This window comes from Labilibaculum manganireducens, from assembly GCF_002843385.1.
In the GTDB taxonomy this organism is placed as follows: domain Bacteria; phylum Bacteroidota; class Bacteroidia; order Bacteroidales; family Marinifilaceae; genus Labilibaculum; species Labilibaculum manganireducens.
In genome coordinates, this window is sequence record NZ_MVDE01000008.1 from 86,494 (window position 1) to 103,621 (window position 17,128).

A 17,128-nucleotide genomic window follows, 5' to 3' on the forward strand; every position below is an offset into this window, starting at 1 on the left:
GCCACAGCCGATCCTTTACATTATCCATTATCTTAAACCAATAAAACCCACCAACTTATCTATTAATTAGCGATAATGGATATAACATGTACAACTACTAACTAACTATTTTAAAATTATTTTTTCCACAAGCGTCCCATTTCTTCCAAAGTTTTTCCTTTGGTTTCAGGAACCACTTTCCATACGAACAATGCTGATAATAATCCCATTGCACCATAAAGCCAATAGGTAAATCCGTGATTAAACTGATTGGTCAACCATGAGTTGTCATTCATCATTGGGAAAGTCCATGAAACAATCATGTTTGCAATCCACTGAGCGGCAACTGCCATCGACATGGCACTACGAATTGAGTTCGGGAAAATCTCTGATAACAACACCCAGGTAACCGGTCCCCAAGACATGGCAAAAAAGGCAACATATCCTAACATGGCGAACAAAGCAACCAAACCCAACTGATTAAAATAGAAGGCAAATCCCAATGCGAACATACAGATTCCCATACCGATGCCACCAATTATCATTAACGGCTTACGTCCAAACCTATCAACAGTATAAATTGCCAATACAGTAAAAATCAGGTTAATTGCCCCAACCAAAATGGTTTGAAGTAAAGAAGTATCGGTATCGCTGCCCATGTTTCTGAAAATCTCGGATGCATAGTACAACACCACGTTGATACCTACAAATTGCTGGAATACAGACAATAATATTCCTATAACTATAATTAAGCCTCCAAAAGTTAACCATGGAGCGTTATTTTCTTTTAATGACTCTTTAATATCTACTAACAGACCCGGAGCTTTTTCCGAACCAACAATTTTATTTAAAAGAGTTTTTGCTTCCTCTTCTCTCGATTTCATAATTAGAAACCGCGGAGTTTCAGGAACGAAATACAGCAATACCAAAAAGATAATTGCAGGAATGGTTTCAGATGCAAACATGTATCTCCATCCTATTTCATTTAACCAACCATCATCACCACTTGAAGCAATAATGTAATTCACAAAATAAACCACCAACATACCAAAGATGATTGCAAACTGATTCCATGAAACCAATTTACCACGAATGTTTGCAGGTGCAATTTCGGCAATATACATAGGAGAAAGCATTGAAGCTATTCCTACACCCATACCACCAATAATACGGTAAAAAATAAATGAAGTGATGGTTCCGGCTCCGAAAATATTCATAATTTCAGGCATAGCCGAACCAATTGCAGAAATAATAAACAGAACTGCAGCAAGGACTAAACCTCTTTTTCTACCAATATTCTGACTAACATATCCGCCAATAGAACCTCCAATAATACAACCTATAATGGCACTCGAAATGGTAAAACCATTAATCGAATTTAAGGTATTTTCAGAAATTTCGTTTACAGATACCCAGAACTGAGTGTACCAGACTATGATTCCTGCAACAATTACAATTCCACTGTATATCATTCCCTTCTTCTTTCCATACATGCGAAACATGAAGCTGGAAACCAGCAAAGAAACAACTACAAAACATAAAGAAATGATAATCTTATATTCTCCAATAACCTGCAGTGCGAGAGCATGATCAGATTCTAACGGAGTAACAAAAAATACTTTTAGTGCTTCAATAGCACCATTAATTACGGCAGTATCGTAACCAAACAACAATCCCCCAAGTGTTGCCACTAAGGTGATGGTTAAGATAAACGAATTACTCCCCTGGGTTTGGGCTTGAGACATGGATTTGAAAATTAGAATAAACTCCCGCAGGTTCTATTGCGGGAGTTTATAAGATTTATTTAAATATACCAGTTAATTAACTGCTCTAACATTTCTTGTTTTCCACTTAGTTGTTTTGGTTCCCCAACTTCTTTTGCAATCTTTCTAAGATCTTCTAAAGAAAGGTCTCCGTTAGCAAATGCTTTTCCATTTCCTGACTCGAAAGAAGAGTAACGATCTTTCTTCAATTGCAGGTATGGAGATTCTGTTCTGATTTTATCAGCAATAACCAAAGCGCGTGCAAAAACATCCATTCCACCAATATGCGAAATAAAAATATCATCCAGGTCTGTTGAATTACGTCTGGTTTTCGCATCAAAATTGATACCTCCGTGAGTAAATCCGCCATTCTCAAGAATTGGCAGCATAGCTGCAACAGTTTCATAAATGCTGGTTGGGAATTCATCAGTATCCCATCCGTTTTGGTAATCACCTTTGTTTGCATCAATACTTCCCAACATGTTGTTATCAACAGCAGTCTGCAATTCGTGCTCGAAAGTATGACCAGCCAAAGTAGCATGATTCACTTCGATATTCATTTTGAAATCGTCAGCCAAACCATATTTGTTTAAGAAACCCATTACGGTTGCAGTATCGAAATCGTACTGGTGTTTCATTGGCTCCATTGGCTTAGGCTCAATAAGGAAAGTTCCTTCGAAACCATTCTTGCGACCGTAATCACGGGCCATAGTCAGGAATCTTGCCATATGATCCAACTCTTGTTTCATATCGGTATTGAAAAGAGACATATAACCTTCACGACCTCCCCAGAATACGTAACCTGTACCACCTAAAGCAATAGTAGCATCCAATGCATTTTTAACCTGAGTACCCGCATTAGCGATTACATTAAAATCGGGATTGGTAGAAGCACCATTCATGTAACGGGCATTCGAAAACACATTCGCTGTTCCCCACAATAGTTTAACTCCTGAGTCAGCTTGCTTTTGTTTTGCATAGTCAACCATAGTAGTCATTCTCTTCTCAATCTCGAAAACAGTACCATCACCAACAACATCGGTATCGTGGAAACAATAGAACGGCACTCCTAATTTTGTAATAAATTCAAAAGCAGCATCCATTTTCGATTTAGCAGCACTAATTGCATCCGCTTCATTTCCCCAAGGAAATTTTTGAGTTCCAGGTCCGAATGGATCTCCGCCGTCACCACAGAAAGTATGCCAGTAAGCCACTGCAAAACGCAGGTGATCTTTCATAGTTTTACCTGCAACAACGCGGTTCTCATCGTACCACTTATATGCCATAGGATTTTTTGATTCCGGTCCTTCGTAAGCAATCTTACCAATTCCAGGAAAATACTCTTTGTCTCCTTTTAGAATAGTCATGATGTTCTTTCTTATTAAATTATCAATCTGTTTATTAGCTATCTACTATATATTTTTTTGCAGTTCTTTGTTCCAGCGGTCATATGCCTTCAACATTTCTTCACGAAGGCTTTCGTCAGGCTTGATTGTACTGATTTTCTCCAATCCTGCGAAAGCTTCTTCCAAAGAAGAATAAATGCCTGCACCAAATCCTGCCCCTCTTGCGGCTCCCAACGAACCATCAGTATCATACAATTCAATGGTTGCACCCGATACGGTCGCTAAGGTTTCCCGAAACAAAGGACTCAAAAACATGTTTGCGTGTCCGGCACGAATTACATTTGGCTGTACACCGATTTCCTTCATTACTTCCATTCCATAATAGAATGAAAATGCGATTCCTTCCTGCGCAGCTCTGTAAATGTGAGCATCAGTATGTCGGTTCAGGTTCAAATTTAAAATTTGAGCACCTATTTCGCGATTCTTTAAAACACGCTCTGCACCATTACCAAACGGCAGAATTGTAATGCCATCTGATCCAACAGGAATTTCCATGGCCTTTTCGTTCATTTCTGCATAAGACAATCCTTTCGCCACATTATGATTCAACCATGAATTCATAATTCCGGTTCCGTTAATGCACAACAAAATTCCAAGACGGTTATTCTCTTCAGTATGGTTCACATGAGCAAATGAATTTACTCTTGAATAAGGATCAAATTTCACCTCATCGCTAACACCATAAACCACACCCGAAGTACCTGCTGTAGTTGCAACTTCACCTGGTTTCAACACATTTAAAGACAATGCATTGTTGGGCTGATCTCCTGCACGATAAGAAACTACTGCACTACTTGAAAAGCCAAGTTCTTTAGCAATTTCAGGAAGCACCTGTCCCTGATTCGAGAAAGTATCAACAATTTTAGGCAATACATCAGCCGATAAACCATAGGCCTTCAGCACATCTTCCGAAACCGAATTGTTTTTGAAATCCCAGAAAATTCCTTCCGACAAACCTGAAACAGTAGTGCAGGTTTCTCCGGTTAACTGCATCGCAATAAAATCTCCGGGCAACATTATTTTGTGAATTTTCGCAAATATTTCAGGCTCATTCTCTTTTACCCAAGCCAATTTACTGGCTGTAAAATTTCCAGGTGAATTCAGCAGATGCGATAAACATTTATCTTTTCCAATACCGGCAAAAGCTTTTTCGCCGATTTCAACGGCTCTGCTGTCGCACCAAATAATAGAAGAACGAACCGGCTTCAAATCTTTATCAACACAAACCAAACCATGCATCTGATAGGAAATTCCAATGGCTTTTACCATTTCCCCATCCACATTTGCAGTTTGCATTACACTTTTGATTGCCTGCTTTAGATTGCTCCACCACATTTCAGGATCTTGCTCGGCCCAACCAATTTCATGTGCCGTAATTTCCATTTCCTTTTTGGGGAAAAAGTCTGCAGCCAAACATTTGCTGCTCTCAGCATCCAATAATGATGCTTTAACTGAGGAACTTCCTATATCTAATCCTAATAAATACATTTTCTATTCTTTTTTACCGTTCTGCCCTGTTCTGTTCTGATGCAAATTTAAAAATGTTTTTTTAATAAAAAAACATTTTTAAAAAACTATAAAGATTTTCTCATTACAAGCTGAGTCGGTACACAATAATAAACTCGTTCAGATGTAGTTACAAACTCAGCAACCCTTTTTCCCATTAGATCAAAATCTGTTGAAATCACAGTAATTCCTTTGTCGATATACTTTTTCATTGGTGTCTCATTGTAAGAGACAAGTCCTATATCTACGCCAAATTCCAGATTTTTCTCTCTTGCTTTATCCAGAATCTTAGCCATTGCCCGATCACTAACTGAAAAATATGCCGCGCCCTTTTTCACCTCGATGGAATCAATATCAGTATAAATGGAATGTTTTATCTTGTTTTGTTTGCAAAAACGCAGAAAGAACTCAACGGTATCGTATGGATGATAAGTATAATCCGGATAAATCATACTAAACTCTTTGTATTTCTTTATCTCCCCCAAACCAGACTGCAGAGAAGTAAGAACAGACTCCCCAAAGTCCTGAAAGATCTGAGAATGCTGATCATCAGCCTTAATGTTCCAATCAATAATCATTACATTCTTTGGATCCAACTGCTCCAAACAAGCTGCCACTTTGGGATGATCAAAATTCATGATAATGTATTTGCTGTACTTGCCAACACTCTCTCGAATCTGAGATTTAAATACATCAATATTGTAATGATGAAAATGCAGATCCACAATTACATTATCTGCTAATCTTTTCCTGAAACTATCGTACAAAACCTCTTTGTAAGCTTTAAAAGTATCCAAAAACAAAAACACTCTGGTTATTTCGCCCGAAACAAAATATCCTTTATTCGGAACAGATTCAATCACGTTCCTTTTCTTTAATTCAGCATATGCCTTAAATACAGTATCTCTGGATAAAGAACACTCCCTGCACATTTCATTTACCGAGGGCAACACATCGCCCGGCTGGAATATTTTTTGGCTGATTGCATCCTGAAATGCTTGAATTAATTGTTGAAATTTTGGTATTGGAGAGTTGCTGTCCGGAGTAAATTGAAATGCTTTCATGCGTATCATCGGTTCAAGTGTTCTGTTCTGTTATGGCTCAAATGTATAAATAAATTTTTAATCGGTAAAAACTGAGCTTATTATTTAGTAAATTGATACTTCTAATCCTACAAATTCATTTTTAAATGAAAATACTACTTACAGGAGCCAATGGTTATATAGGGAAACGATTACTACCCGTTCTGCTGGAGCAAGGGCATACTGTTGTTTGCTGTGTTCGTAATAAGGAACGTTTCTCACCACAGGAAATTGATCATCCCAATTTGAAAATCTTCGAAGCCGATTTATTGGATTTACAATCTTTACGAAAACTACCAGTGGATATTGAGGTGAGTTACTATTTGATTCATTCCATGCTTCATGATACCGATGGATTTGAAAAATTGGAGAAAACCTGCGCACAAAACTTTGTAGAATTTATCGATAAAACACAAAACCGGCAAATTATCTATTTAAGTGGGATCGCAAATGTGGAAATTTTATCGAAACACCTTGAATCAAGAAAACTGGTAGAAGACATTCTAAAAAGAAGCAAAAGTTACCACACCATTTTACGAGCTGGAATTATTGTTGGCTCGGGAAGTGCTTCATTTGAAATTATTAGAGATTTGGTTGAAAAACTAGCCATTATGACAGCGCCCAGATGGTTACTCACAAAATGTCAACCCATTGCAATCCGCAACGTTATTGATTTTTTAACCAAGGTTATTGATCACGATGAATGTCTGAATCAAACTTTTGATATTGGAGGCTCTGAGGTGTTGAGTTATAAAGAAATGCTGCAGCAATACGCCGAAGTTAGAAAACTGCCAAGAATCATCACCACCCTTCCGGTAATGACTCCCCGCTTGTCTTCCTATTGGTTGTATTTCATTACTTCAACTTCCTATAATCTGGCTCTAAACCTAGTTGACAGTATGAAAATTGAAGTGATTTGCCGTCCGAATAATCTGGCCTCAACACTGCAAATTACTTTAATGCCCTACAAAGAAGCCATAGAGCGGGCAACCGGAAAAATTAAACAGCAAATGGTGATCTCTTCGTGGACAGATGCTTTGAGCAGCGGTATTCTGCCCAATGAAAAAATGAAGTATGTTGAACCTCCTGATTTTGGATGTTATACCGATAACAAGCGCTATAAATTCACGAACAATCCGGAACAGGTAATTGAGAACGTTTGGGCTTTAGGCGGCGACAGAGGTTGGTATTACGGCAATTGGCTATGGCATTTGCGTGGCTTGCTCGACAAACTTTTTGGCGGTGTTGGTTTAAACAGAGGACGCAGACATCCTACTGAAATTGAAATGGGTGATTCTCTTGACTTTTGGCGTGTTCTGCTTGCCGATAAAGATGGTGGAAGGCTATTGTTGTATGCCGAAATGGTTTTACCCGGTGAAGCCTGGCTCGAATTCACAATAAACAGAAAGAATAATGAAAATTTCATTTCCCAAAAAGCCACTTTTCGCCCCAAAGGAATCATGGGACGATTGTACTGGGCTTTGAGTTATCCATTTCATCTTTTTATCTTTAGAGGAATGGTGAAAGGGATTATTAATTATCGTAAGAAATAACTTATAAATATCACATGAAAAAACGAGTAACAGGAATCGGGGGAATCTTTTTCAAATCGAAAGACCCAAAAGGAACAAGAGAATGGTACAACAAACACTTGGGCATTCAGTGTCCTGACGAATACGGCGGCATGTTCGAATGGCGAAAAACCAGTAAACCAGAAGAAACCGCTTATACAATCTGGAGTCCGTTCGAAGAAAAAACAGAATATTTTGAGCCTTCGAAAAAAGATTTCATGTTCAATTACCGTGTTGAAAATCTGGTTGAACTACTTAAAGCTTTGAAAGAAGAAGGCGTTGAAATTATTGGTGAGATGCAGGAATTTGAATACGGTAAATTTGGATGGATACTCGATCCGGAAGGCAATAAGGTGGAATTATGGGAACCTATTGAAGGACCATTCAGTGAAATGTACAAAGGAAAATCAACCTCGGAATAAGTTCATTTGTTTGCTGAAAAATAAATATCTTCACTTAATTTTTGATCAATTACAATTTAGCAACACAAACTTATTTTCCCGTTATCAAGATGAACCTACCCATTGTTAAATTTTTGGATGCATTCTCCGTTCCCGCTGAAGAGTTAAAATATTCTATTGTCTGTTCTCAATATCAGAACAAATGGGTATTTGTGCGCCATCGCCTGAGGGAAACCTGGGAAATGCCTGCCGGACATATTGAAAAAGATGAATCGGCCTTAGCTGCGGCAAAAAGAGAATTGTATGAAGAAACAGGGGCTGTCAATTTTAGTTTAAGAATGATTTGCGATTATTCTTGCGAGTGTAAAGGAGAAACCAATTATGGCAGAATCTTCTTTGCCAACATTCACCAATTGGGTAAATTACCAGAAATGGAAATTGCCGAAATCAAATTTTTCAACAATTTACCCAGAGAATTAACCTATCCGGACATTCAGAATTTGGTATTCGGGAAAGTTTGTGAGTATTTAAAAACAATTTAGAATTCCATTTCCTGAATCTTCCTACTATGTATAATTCACACAAACACTCCTCAACAATAAAACAACTTGTATTTGTAGTTTTATTTCTTTTGTTCAACAACAATTTATTATCAGCGCAGAATCACGAAAAAGAAGTTTCGGAATATCTTAAAAAAGAAATGAAGGAACAAAATATTCCAGGATTACAAATTACTGTGATTAAAAATAACCATCTGATTTTGTCAAAAACAATGGGGATCGCTAATATCTCATTTTCCATCCCTGCCAAAGACAACACAATATTTTCAATAAACTCGATAGCAAAAATTTTTGCATCTACAGCTATTATGCAATTGGTAGAAAAAAACGAAATTAAAATTGAGCAGCCAATTTCAAATTATCTTGATGGATTGCCAATAAACTGGCAAAAGGTTACGGTAAAACAGTTATTAAGTCATACGTCTGGTCTTCCCGATATTGAAGATTCAAATAACGAAGGATTGATTGGCGGAAAAGGACAGGATTCAGCATGGATAAAAGTCCAAAAAATGCCTTTGCAATTTAAAGCAGGAGACGATTTCAGTTACAATGCTACTAATTATCTTTTAGTGCAAAAAATCATCGAAAAATATGGAAGGATGCCTTTTGAACAATTTATTCAAAAAAATCAGTTCGACATTGCGGGAATGGATAAAACAGTATATGGAAATTCATTTGATGCAATAGAAAATAAAAGTCCAACCTATTGTTTTTATTATTTAGACAAGGCAATAGGCGATTATGTCAAAGGCAAAATTTTAATCGAAGTAAACGAAAGTTTCCCTACAATGTTGAGAGCTGATGCTGGTGTTTTTGCAACAGCAAATGAAATTACAAAATGGATTATAGCATTACAGACTGGAAAATTGTTGAAAAATGAATCAAGTATAAGTATAATGTGGGAACCTATAAAATTAAATAATGGGAAATACGATGGGTTTGGTGGGATTTTGAATGCTTATGCTCTAGGCTGGCCAGTAATAAATAGAGAAAATCATCCAGCAGTATTGCCAATTGGAGGAGGGCGAGCGTCACTTGCAATTTATCCAAAAGACAATTTAGCCATTATTTTGTTTACAAATTTATCAGGAATCCCTGTTCACGAAATGGCAGATAACATTTCTAAATTTTATTTTTAGGACTAAACGACTGTCAGGAAAAGCTCCACATAACAACACAAAAGCATGACTCAAATTCACTTTCACGAAGATTTTTACATCCCGGTTCTTAAAGGAAGTAAAACGCAAACGGCCCGAATCGATGAACCAATTCCGGAATTGGGACCTGGTACAGCAATTTTTGATCATGGGAAATCAATTCCTGTTGAAATCACCGCAGTTTCGCACAAAAGCTTTGAAGAAATGAGTTTGGAAGAGGTGCAAAAAGATGGTTTTAAATCGAAAGATGAACTGTGGTACGCTTTACTTACCTTCTACCCTAATCTGCAAAAAACTGATTTACTGATGTTAGTTGAATTTAAACGTGTTGTTATTTAAAACTAATAATTCAGTATAAAAACCTGAAGTTTTCACCTATTTTGGTGATGTTTCAACTTATTTTCATGAGCTTATTACGCAAAAACCTTAACGAATCATTTGTTTTCGACGCATTTTCACTTATTCAGGTCAGCTATTGCTGAAAGAGAATACAAACCGGACTGGGTGCTTTTATTTCATCAACGAAAGTTAACATGCCGGTTACAGAATCTCTTTTAAAACTCACAATATTGTTGGTATTTTTGTTGGCAACCAGCAGAAATTTATCGTCGGGCGATAAGCTAAAATTACGGGGATGATCGCCACGTGTGGATTCGTGCCCAACCAATTTTAAAGCTCCGTTTTCCTGTACTTCGAAAATAACAATGCTGTTGTGTCCCCGGTTCGATCCGTATAAAAATTTACCGTCCTTAGAGATATGTATATCAGCAGGATTACTTACTCCATCGAAATCGGCTGGCAAAGTGCTTACATTCCCAATCATACTAACTTCTTCATGATCTGAAATTGAAAAACTGGTAATGGTATTGTCAAGCTCATTAATCACATAAAATATTTTTCCATTGGGATGAAAAGCCAAATGCCTTGGTCCTGCCCCGTCAGCCAAAGAAACTTTTGCCTGATTTGCCGGCACAAATTGATTGCTGACAGAATCGATGCTTGAAATCCACAACTCGTTGGTTCCCAAATCAACAGCAATAATATGATTTGAATTGGGCTGAAACCAAACACTATGTGCATGTGGCTGATCCTGACGATCTACAACCGTTCCGGAACCGGTGTGTTGCTGCACATCCAAAAGATCAGACAATTCTCCATTCTCATCAGCTTTTAAGTACCCAATATTACCTCCTGTGTAGTTGGCAGTTAGTACTACACCAGCATCATTTGCAGTAACAAAGCAAGGATGCGCTCCGCCACTTGGCTTACAACTAATCAATTTCAACGAATCACCTGTCTGATAAGATTCAACAATTCCCATATTATTATCCCTCACCAATTCACTGATAGACAAAAGCGTTTTTTGATTGTTCGCAAAAGCCAAAAACGAAGGATTGGCTGTTTCAGCAACCAAACCAATCATTTTTAAATGACCATCTGCTTCCATTTTCAACTTGTAAATTCCTTTGGAATCACCATCGGTGTAGGTTCCCAGAAAGAAGGAGTATGTATTTTGATTCACAGAAGTTTTGGGTTTAGAGTTTTGACATGCTGCAATCATCAAAATTGAAGCAATTAGTACAATATTTCGTTTGATCATGAATGTGGTTTTTTAAGAAGTCTAAAGATAAGGAAATATCATGATTGGAAAGACGGATGGAATAAAGAAACATTTGTATTTTTCGTTGAACCCATTTAAAGGGTTCTAAATATTTTAAATCACTACAATCTTCTTCTTCACCGTTCTATCCAAAAAATGAATGACTAAAAAATAGATCCCCGCCGATAAACCACTCAAATCCATATCTGTTCGGTTGCTCGTCTTTTGGTGCTGAGAAAGCTTCCGCCCCTCCGAATCGTAAATATTCACTTGAAACTCTGTAACCGTGTCGTCTTCAATCACAATCGTGAATTCTCCCTTATTGGGATTGGGAAAAACTTTCACTGCACCCAAATCTTCTTCTCCCGGTTCTTCGGGTGTTGGGTCGGGATCAGGATCGGTACCCGGATTGGGATCTGCGGCAAGAGTGTCACGCACAAGTATTGTGTGATTTCCACCTGGCAAATCCACTGTAACCTGAAGAATTCCATCCGAATTCGTGTCTCCTGAGCGCTCTAAAACATCATCAACAAATACTCCAAAAGTTGTTTTACTTTTTAAATCAAGAGCAAATATTTTAATTGTCCGATCTCCCGAAATTTCAGAAACAGCATAAGACACAGATGCCGTATCTCCCTGCGCCGGGAACAGATACAAATGATTCTCCCAGTCAACACCAATCGTACTTTCATTGGAATAAAGTGTTCCTCCTGCAACAGCCGGATTCAAATTATCCCCAATCTTAATCGTATGTAAAAAAACGGTGTTCTCCTTCACTGCAATTGGTTCCACTTCAATTCGCCAGAATCCCGGGTGTTCATCATCCAAATTAACACTTCGGTTTGGCGGATAATTGGTTCCATCCACCCAATATTCATAACCACTTCCCCCTATTAAAGTTGTTGCACTAATTTCCGGCAGTAAAGTTCGAACCGCAACACTCCCCTTGCCATTTGTGGCTTTATAATCTTTCCCGTTATAGGTGATGATATGATTTACAACCTGTGTATTTGTAACGCTTCCGCTGATATCAGGTCTGTTTACAAAATGATTGATGTACTTGGCTTTGCGCACTCTGGAGCTTGTATTTAATAAATGAACATGATCCAAAACAATTACACGGTCGGGCTTGTGAAACAACAACCTACGTTCAAAGCGATCCAATTTGTTTGCCTGATAAGAATCTGCTGCGTCAGCCACCTGATAGGAAAAATCGGTCCCTGAAACATAACGAATCCATTTCCCTCTTCTGTGCTGAGCAGAAAAAACATCATCTAAATTTTCCAATCTATCCGATTCTATTTGTCCTCCGTCATTGGAAACACTTCGCCCAAGGTTTCGATAACTTTCTGTTCCATCGTAAACACAAATGGAATTGTGCGCTATGGTTCGCGTGTAGTAATTATTATAATGAGAAGTGCCAAACGAATCGTAAAACCCGGCATCCAAAATCAAAGGTTTGTCTTTTATAATGGTAAATGTATTGTTATCCCGGTGCTCATGATCGGCTCGTTTAGCAGGAGCATTGTAAAACCATAACATTGCCGCATCTTCGTTCCAGGAAGTACGGCTCACCGACAATCCGGTTTTATCGGCCCAATAATTGAGTGGCGGCTGGGGATGCGGTACGTAAGAAGCTGTAAAATCCTTATACATCAGTTTAATAAAAACCAATATTGAATTGTTTAGATATTGTGATTGATTGAAAACCTGAACCAGATATTGACTTCGGGCATCCTGATATTCTGCTGCATGACGATACATTGCACGATTTGCCTGATCCAATTTTACAATGGCATCACCCAGGTGAATGCAATAATTGTTCGGACGAAAAAAATACCAATACTGATTGACCGACTCCCGAATCCAAGGCTGGGTTTGATAATAATCCCGATCTGTTCCGTACTTCATATCGTCGAAGAACTGGTATTGATTGGGTAAATTTATCATTCCATAAGCTGCCCCCCAATTCCATCCGCCATCATCATCACGAAAGTGTGCAAATGCCGGTAAAATGCCATTTTCCCACTTTCCAAGCAAAGTTTGATACCAGGAATTTACTTGAGACAATTGCGAAGATGAAAGGCCATCGGCTCCATGCAGTGCAATTGCTGCACGCATTGTCATGATACAATTGTTTATGTTGTGACTGGTTACATAACTATTTCCTGAACCTGTTAAAATATAGTTGTTCATGAAATACTCCAAAACCCGATAGAAGGAAACGGATAAATTTTGCCGCTGCGTTACAGGAATATAATCGTAAGTCCAGTCGAGAAGAATAGCACCAAACTCACAATTTTCGCGAAGTAAATTCTCTTGAGTGTCTCCTGAATAATTGTCGAAATTAATTCCATTAATATAAGTGATGTATTTCGAAATAATAAATTCGCACCTCGACCGGGCCAAATTATCTGTCCCTAACTGCAGTAAAAAAGCAGTCATTTTAGAGAGCATATAGGAATCACCATTCGTCCAATCATAAGTCCACTGATCTGAATTTGAACCTGCTAAATAGTGATCGGAATCTGTAATCCAATTATTGTTGTAGCTATTTATAAATGTATTGTAGGTACTGCCGCTATCTCCACCCGAAATATTCGACTTTAGCCAATCGAATCTTTCCTTCCCCAGCTCTACTCTTGGCCTGTTCTCATTTACCTGCGAATAAGCCTGATAAAAAGATTGGATAAGAAATAAAAATAATATGATTGTCCTGAAGCCCCTCATTGATCCCGTCAGTTTAATACAAACATCAAATTACAAAAAATCGGGGAATCGAAATCTAAAAAAGACACATCGGAGACTTATTTAGAATACACAACTCTCTGTATTTGTATCCTTAAACGTATTAAAAATTAGCTTAGTACAATTTATTTTTTATTGAAGTTCAATTTTCCGATTTAACTTTCGTAATTCTCTTATCAGGAAAGCTCCCGCCACAATGGCTGCACCAATATCAGATATCGGACCGGCAAACCAAACACCATCCAAACCAAGAAAAGTAGGAAGAATAAAAAGAATTGGAATTAATAAAATAACCTGGCGCATTAATGTAAGTACAGCCGAAATGCCTGCTTTTCCGATAGACTGAAAATAATTCCCAACAACAACCTGAAAACCAACCACGGGTAACGCAATCAATATAATCCGTAGTCCGTAAGAACCCATATCCAGTAATTCTGCACTGGAATTATTGAAGGCCTTCACAATTAATTCTGGAAATAACTGCACCCCAAGAAAACCAACAATCACAATTCCTGTAGCAGCTTTCATACACAGCACCAGACATTCTTTAACTCTGGCATAATTTTGCGCCCCATAATTGAAACCGAAAATAGGTTGAGCAGCCATATTTAAAGCCACCACAGTCATAACAATCAGCATGGCAACAGAGTTAATTACACCCATAGCCGCTATAGCGATATCGTTGCTGTACTCTACCAACTGAACATTATATAATGCCTGAACAAAACTTCCGGCCAGTTGCATTGAGAAGGGAGCAAAACCTATGGTTAAAATGTAAAAAACAATCTCCCGGTTCAATTTAAAATTTGAGAACCTAAGTTTTATGACTGATTTTCCGCTTCTGAAATGCCTGATTACCCAAATGCATAGAATCAATTGCGAAATAATTGTAGCATAAGCAGCCCCTGCAACGCCCATATCCAAAACAAAAATAAAGATGGGATCGAGAATGATGTTTGTGCCGGCACTTATCAGCATGGAGTACATCGCTATTTTGGCGTTTCCTTCGGAACGGATCAAATTGTTTAAAGAAAAGCCTACAACACTAAAAACCGCCCCGTAAAGAATAATATTTAGATATTCGTTGGCGACAAACATGGTATCATCTCCAACTCCAAACATCCTGAGTAAGGGATCCTTTATTAAAAATCCGATTGCAGTAATAATAACAGAAACGATTATCATGAGAACAAATGAATTCCCCAAAACCCATTCCGCTCTGCCCAAATCTTTCTTTCCCAGATTTATAGAAATCCGAACACCTGCACCAATCCCGATAAGCATGCCAAATGCCATCATGATTAACATGATTGGAAACACTGCACTCAGACCTGATAACGCAATTGCACCAACACCTTGACCAATAAAAATCCGGTCGACTACATTGTACAATGAGTTAATAACCACTCCGGTAAAAGCTGGTAAGAAATACTTCCAAAGCAAGCTTTTGATGCTTGCACTCTCCAACTCCTGAACATTCTTACTATTCTTATCCATAAACTTATTTCGAGTTGCAAAAGTATCAATAATGCCCACTTGCACTCAATTTTATCTATTAAAAATGTATAAAAATCGGTAAACGCAAGCTAATGAAGGGTAAAGCAATAAAAAATAACACATTATCTATCATCAAGTTTGTATTCTTCATATTCTCAGATGAATCCTTTTTGACTTCTCGATTTTGTTACAAGCACAATATTTATTATTAATATTCATGAAACTTTTGCAGATTATAAAAAAATAATAGTTCTTTTGCGAAATTTATTTCCGAAATTAAACTCTTCAATAAAATAACATTCAAGATAAAACCAAATATGTTTGCATCGATCAATAAGATATTAAAATATCAACTCTTTAGCATTGACAATTATAAAATCACGGTATTTACTTTGCTTAGTATCTTACTGATTTATATACTAACTAAAATATGTCTTTATTTAATTAAAAAAACACTTTTCCGTAAGCACAAATTTGTTAAAACAGACGAAGGCAATACATATGCCCTGTTTCAGATCATAAAATATGTGGTTTGGATTATGTCGATTGGTTTGATGCTTGAAGCCATACATATAAAAGTAACTGTGCTTATTGCCGGCTCGGCAGCCTTACTGGTTGGTGTAGGTTTAGGTTTACAGCAAACCTTTAATGATATGATATCAGGAATCATCCTCCTCTCGGAGCGATCGATAAAAATTAATGATATATTGGAAATTGATGGAGATATAATTAAAATTCAGAGCATTGGATTACGAACCTCAAAAGGTTTAGACAGAGATGAAATTTCGATTATTATTCCCAACTCGCTAATTACTACAAACAAAGTGATTAATTGGAGTCATCAATCTAAAAAAACCCGCTTCCGGATTCCTGTGGGGGTAGCTTATGGTTCTGATGTCGATTTAATATTAAAAACCTTAGAAGAAAGTGCTTTTGAACATCCCGATATTTACGAAAGACAATCTATTGAAGCCCGGCTTGTAAATTTTGGCGCCTCTTCATTGGATTTTGAATTGTTATTTTTCAGCAAAAACATCTTTAGAATAGGCAAGGTGAAAAGTGATATCCGTTTAATTATTAATAAAAAATTTATTGAGAATAATATAATGATCCCTTTTAATCAATTAGATGTGCATCTGAAAAAAGAAATCTAATTGTAAATTGCCCCCATCTTGCTGCTTTCATGGTTTTGCCTGAATTAAAAGTATAAATGAAAAAATGAATACAAGTTCGTATTGATTCTCCTTGCAGAAAATGATTGTACTATTGCTTCATTTCCATTACAAGTTGGTATAAATAGATATAAAAGATAAATTCAGGGAAACAAGCGTTTAAAATTAATTTCCTACATTGGAAAATTTTAAATTGCTTCTCAACGAGAAAAATAATGAAATTACAATTACATGAAAATAATCATTGGGAAAATTGACAGGGCTGACTTTCCGGATCTGCACTTATCAAATATTGATTTAAAAGTGGATACCGGAGCATATACGTCTTCTATTCATTGTCATCAAATTGAAGAGTGTCAGGTTGGAAATGAAAGACATTTAAAATTCAAACTTTTGGATCCCTCCCATCCCGATTATAACGAAAAAGAATTCACAGTAAAAAATTACAAGAAAAAAAGAGTTAAAAATTCTTTTGGGAAATCAGAAACCCGTTTTGTAATTGAAACAATTATTATACTATTTAATAAGGAGTTCCACATTGAGCTTTCTTTAAGCGAACGCAGCGAAATGAGATATCCGATACTGATCGGAAGAAAACTTTTAAATGGAAAATTTATTGTTGATACTTCAAAACGCAATATTTCTTTCAAATTGAAACAAAAAAATCTGCAATAGAGAATTTAAAG

At 37.1% G+C, this 17,128-nt stretch carries 14 protein-coding genes; 7 read left to right on the forward strand and 7 right to left on the reverse strand.

Going from position 1 to position 17,128, the window contains the following annotated elements:
• Positions 1 to 116: 116 nt before the first annotated feature.
• From xylE to BZG01_RS07380, 4 genes are all read right to left on the reverse strand, one after another.
• Complete coding sequence (gene xylE / locus BZG01_RS07365) at positions 117 to 1,724, reverse strand: D-xylose transporter XylE (protein ID WP_101309176.1); 1,608 nt, start codon at positions 1,722 to 1,724, stop codon at positions 117 to 119.
• 59 nt (positions 1,725 to 1,783) lie between these two features.
• On the reverse strand, positions 1,784 to 3,109 hold the full coding sequence (gene xylA, locus BZG01_RS07370; RefSeq protein ID WP_101309177.1) for a xylose isomerase: 1,326 nt from the start codon (positions 3,107 to 3,109) through the stop codon (positions 1,784 to 1,786).
• 45 nt (positions 3,110 to 3,154) lie between these two features.
• Positions 3,155 to 4,636 (reverse strand): xylulokinase, encoded by a 1,482-nt coding sequence (locus BZG01_RS07375; protein WP_101309178.1) that lies wholly within the window; start codon positions 4,634 to 4,636, stop codon positions 3,155 to 3,157.
• 86 nt (positions 4,637 to 4,722) lie between these two features.
• On the reverse strand, positions 4,723 to 5,718 hold the full coding sequence (locus BZG01_RS07380) for a GntR family transcriptional regulator (RefSeq protein ID WP_245870307.1): 996 nt from the start codon (positions 5,716 to 5,718) through the stop codon (positions 4,723 to 4,725).
• 125 nt (positions 5,719 to 5,843) lie between these two features.
• Here BZG01_RS07380 and BZG01_RS07385 point away from each other — a divergent pair, with 125 nt between their 5' ends.
• From BZG01_RS07385 to BZG01_RS07405, 5 genes are all read left to right on the forward strand, one after another.
• On the forward strand, positions 5,844 to 7,289 hold the full coding sequence (locus BZG01_RS07385; RefSeq protein WP_101309180.1) for an SDR family oxidoreductase: 1,446 nt from the start codon (positions 5,844 to 5,846) through the stop codon (positions 7,287 to 7,289).
• A 14-nt stretch (positions 7,290 to 7,303) separates the two neighbouring features.
• Complete coding sequence (locus tag BZG01_RS07390) at positions 7,304 to 7,729, forward strand: VOC family protein (protein ID WP_101309181.1); 426 nt, start codon at positions 7,304 to 7,306, stop codon at positions 7,727 to 7,729.
• Between the two features lie 89 nt (positions 7,730 to 7,818).
• Entirely contained in the window at positions 7,819 to 8,250 is a 432-nt protein-coding gene (locus BZG01_RS07395; protein WP_101309182.1) for an NUDIX hydrolase, read from the forward strand.
• A gap of 26 nt (positions 8,251 to 8,276) precedes the next feature.
• Positions 8,277 to 9,407: a serine hydrolase domain-containing protein gene (locus BZG01_RS07400; protein ID WP_101309183.1), complete on the forward strand. Its 1,131-nt coding sequence runs from the start codon at positions 8,277 to 8,279 to the stop codon at positions 9,405 to 9,407.
• Between the two features lie 45 nt (positions 9,408 to 9,452).
• Complete coding sequence (locus BZG01_RS07405; protein WP_101309184.1) at positions 9,453 to 9,764, forward strand: ASCH domain-containing protein; 312 nt, start codon at positions 9,453 to 9,455, stop codon at positions 9,762 to 9,764.
• 133 nt (positions 9,765 to 9,897) lie between these two features.
• Here the strand turns inward: BZG01_RS07405 and BZG01_RS07410 are convergent, their stop codons facing one another.
• The 3 genes from BZG01_RS07410 to BZG01_RS07420 form a co-directional block, all read right to left on the reverse strand.
• Positions 9,898 to 11,025, reverse strand: coding sequence for a lactonase family protein (locus tag BZG01_RS07410; protein ID WP_101309185.1), 1,128 nt, complete (start codon positions 11,023 to 11,025; stop codon positions 9,898 to 9,900).
• A 114-nt stretch (positions 11,026 to 11,139) separates the two neighbouring features.
• Entirely contained in the window at positions 11,140 to 13,755 is a 2,616-nt protein-coding gene (locus BZG01_RS07415) for a T9SS type A sorting domain-containing protein (protein WP_101309186.1), read from the reverse strand.
• A 150-nt stretch (positions 13,756 to 13,905) separates the two neighbouring features.
• Positions 13,906 to 15,270 (reverse strand): MATE family efflux transporter, encoded by a 1,365-nt coding sequence (locus tag BZG01_RS07420; protein ID WP_101309187.1) that lies wholly within the window; start codon positions 15,268 to 15,270, stop codon positions 13,906 to 13,908.
• 317 nt (positions 15,271 to 15,587) lie between these two features.
• Between BZG01_RS07420 and BZG01_RS07425 the strand changes: the two genes are divergently transcribed.
• Together BZG01_RS07425 and BZG01_RS07430 are read left to right on the forward strand one after the other, a co-directional pair.
• On the forward strand, positions 15,588 to 16,424 hold the full coding sequence (locus tag BZG01_RS07425) for a mechanosensitive ion channel family protein (protein WP_101309188.1): 837 nt from the start codon (positions 15,588 to 15,590) through the stop codon (positions 16,422 to 16,424).
• A gap of 249 nt (positions 16,425 to 16,673) precedes the next feature.
• On the forward strand, positions 16,674 to 17,117 hold the full coding sequence (locus tag BZG01_RS07430; RefSeq protein WP_101309189.1) for an ATP-dependent zinc protease family protein: 444 nt from the start codon (positions 16,674 to 16,676) through the stop codon (positions 17,115 to 17,117).
• Positions 17,118 to 17,128 lie beyond the last annotated feature (11 nt).

Bases quoted from the DNA above. Each gene is read 5' to 3' on its own strand.
- xylE (WP_101309176.1), bottom strand. From the start codon at position 1,724: ATGTCTCAAGCCCAAACCCAGGGGAGTAATTCGTTTATCTTAACCATC.
- xylA (WP_101309177.1), bottom strand. From the start codon at position 3,109: ATGACTATTCTAAAAGGAGACAAAGAGTATTTTCCTGGAATTGGTAAG.
- BZG01_RS07375 (WP_101309178.1), bottom strand. From the start codon at position 4,636: ATGTATTTATTAGGATTAGATATAGGAAGTTCCTCAGTTAAAGCATCA.
- BZG01_RS07380 (WP_245870307.1), bottom strand. From the start codon at position 5,718: ATGAAAGCATTTCAATTTACTCCGGACAGCAACTCTCCAATACCAAAA.
- BZG01_RS07385 (WP_101309180.1), top strand. From the start codon at position 5,844: ATGAAAATACTACTTACAGGAGCCAATGGTTATATAGGGAAACGATTA.
- BZG01_RS07390 (WP_101309181.1), top strand. From the start codon at position 7,304: ATGAAAAAACGAGTAACAGGAATCGGGGGAATCTTTTTCAAATCGAAA.
- BZG01_RS07395 (WP_101309182.1), top strand. From the start codon at position 7,819: ATGAACCTACCCATTGTTAAATTTTTGGATGCATTCTCCGTTCCCGCT.
- BZG01_RS07400 (WP_101309183.1), top strand. From the start codon at position 8,277: ATGTATAATTCACACAAACACTCCTCAACAATAAAACAACTTGTATTT.
- BZG01_RS07405 (WP_101309184.1), top strand. From the start codon at position 9,453: ATGACTCAAATTCACTTTCACGAAGATTTTTACATCCCGGTTCTTAAA.
- BZG01_RS07410 (WP_101309185.1), bottom strand. From the start codon at position 11,025: ATGATCAAACGAAATATTGTACTAATTGCTTCAATTTTGATGATTGCA.
- BZG01_RS07415 (WP_101309186.1), bottom strand. From the start codon at position 13,755: ATGAGGGGCTTCAGGACAATCATATTATTTTTATTTCTTATCCAATCT.
- BZG01_RS07420 (WP_101309187.1), bottom strand. From the start codon at position 15,270: ATGGATAAGAATAGTAAGAATGTTCAGGAGTTGGAGAGTGCAAGCATC.
- BZG01_RS07425 (WP_101309188.1), top strand. From the start codon at position 15,588: ATGTTTGCATCGATCAATAAGATATTAAAATATCAACTCTTTAGCATT.
- BZG01_RS07430 (WP_101309189.1), top strand. From the start codon at position 16,674: ATGAAAATAATCATTGGGAAAATTGACAGGGCTGACTTTCCGGATCTG.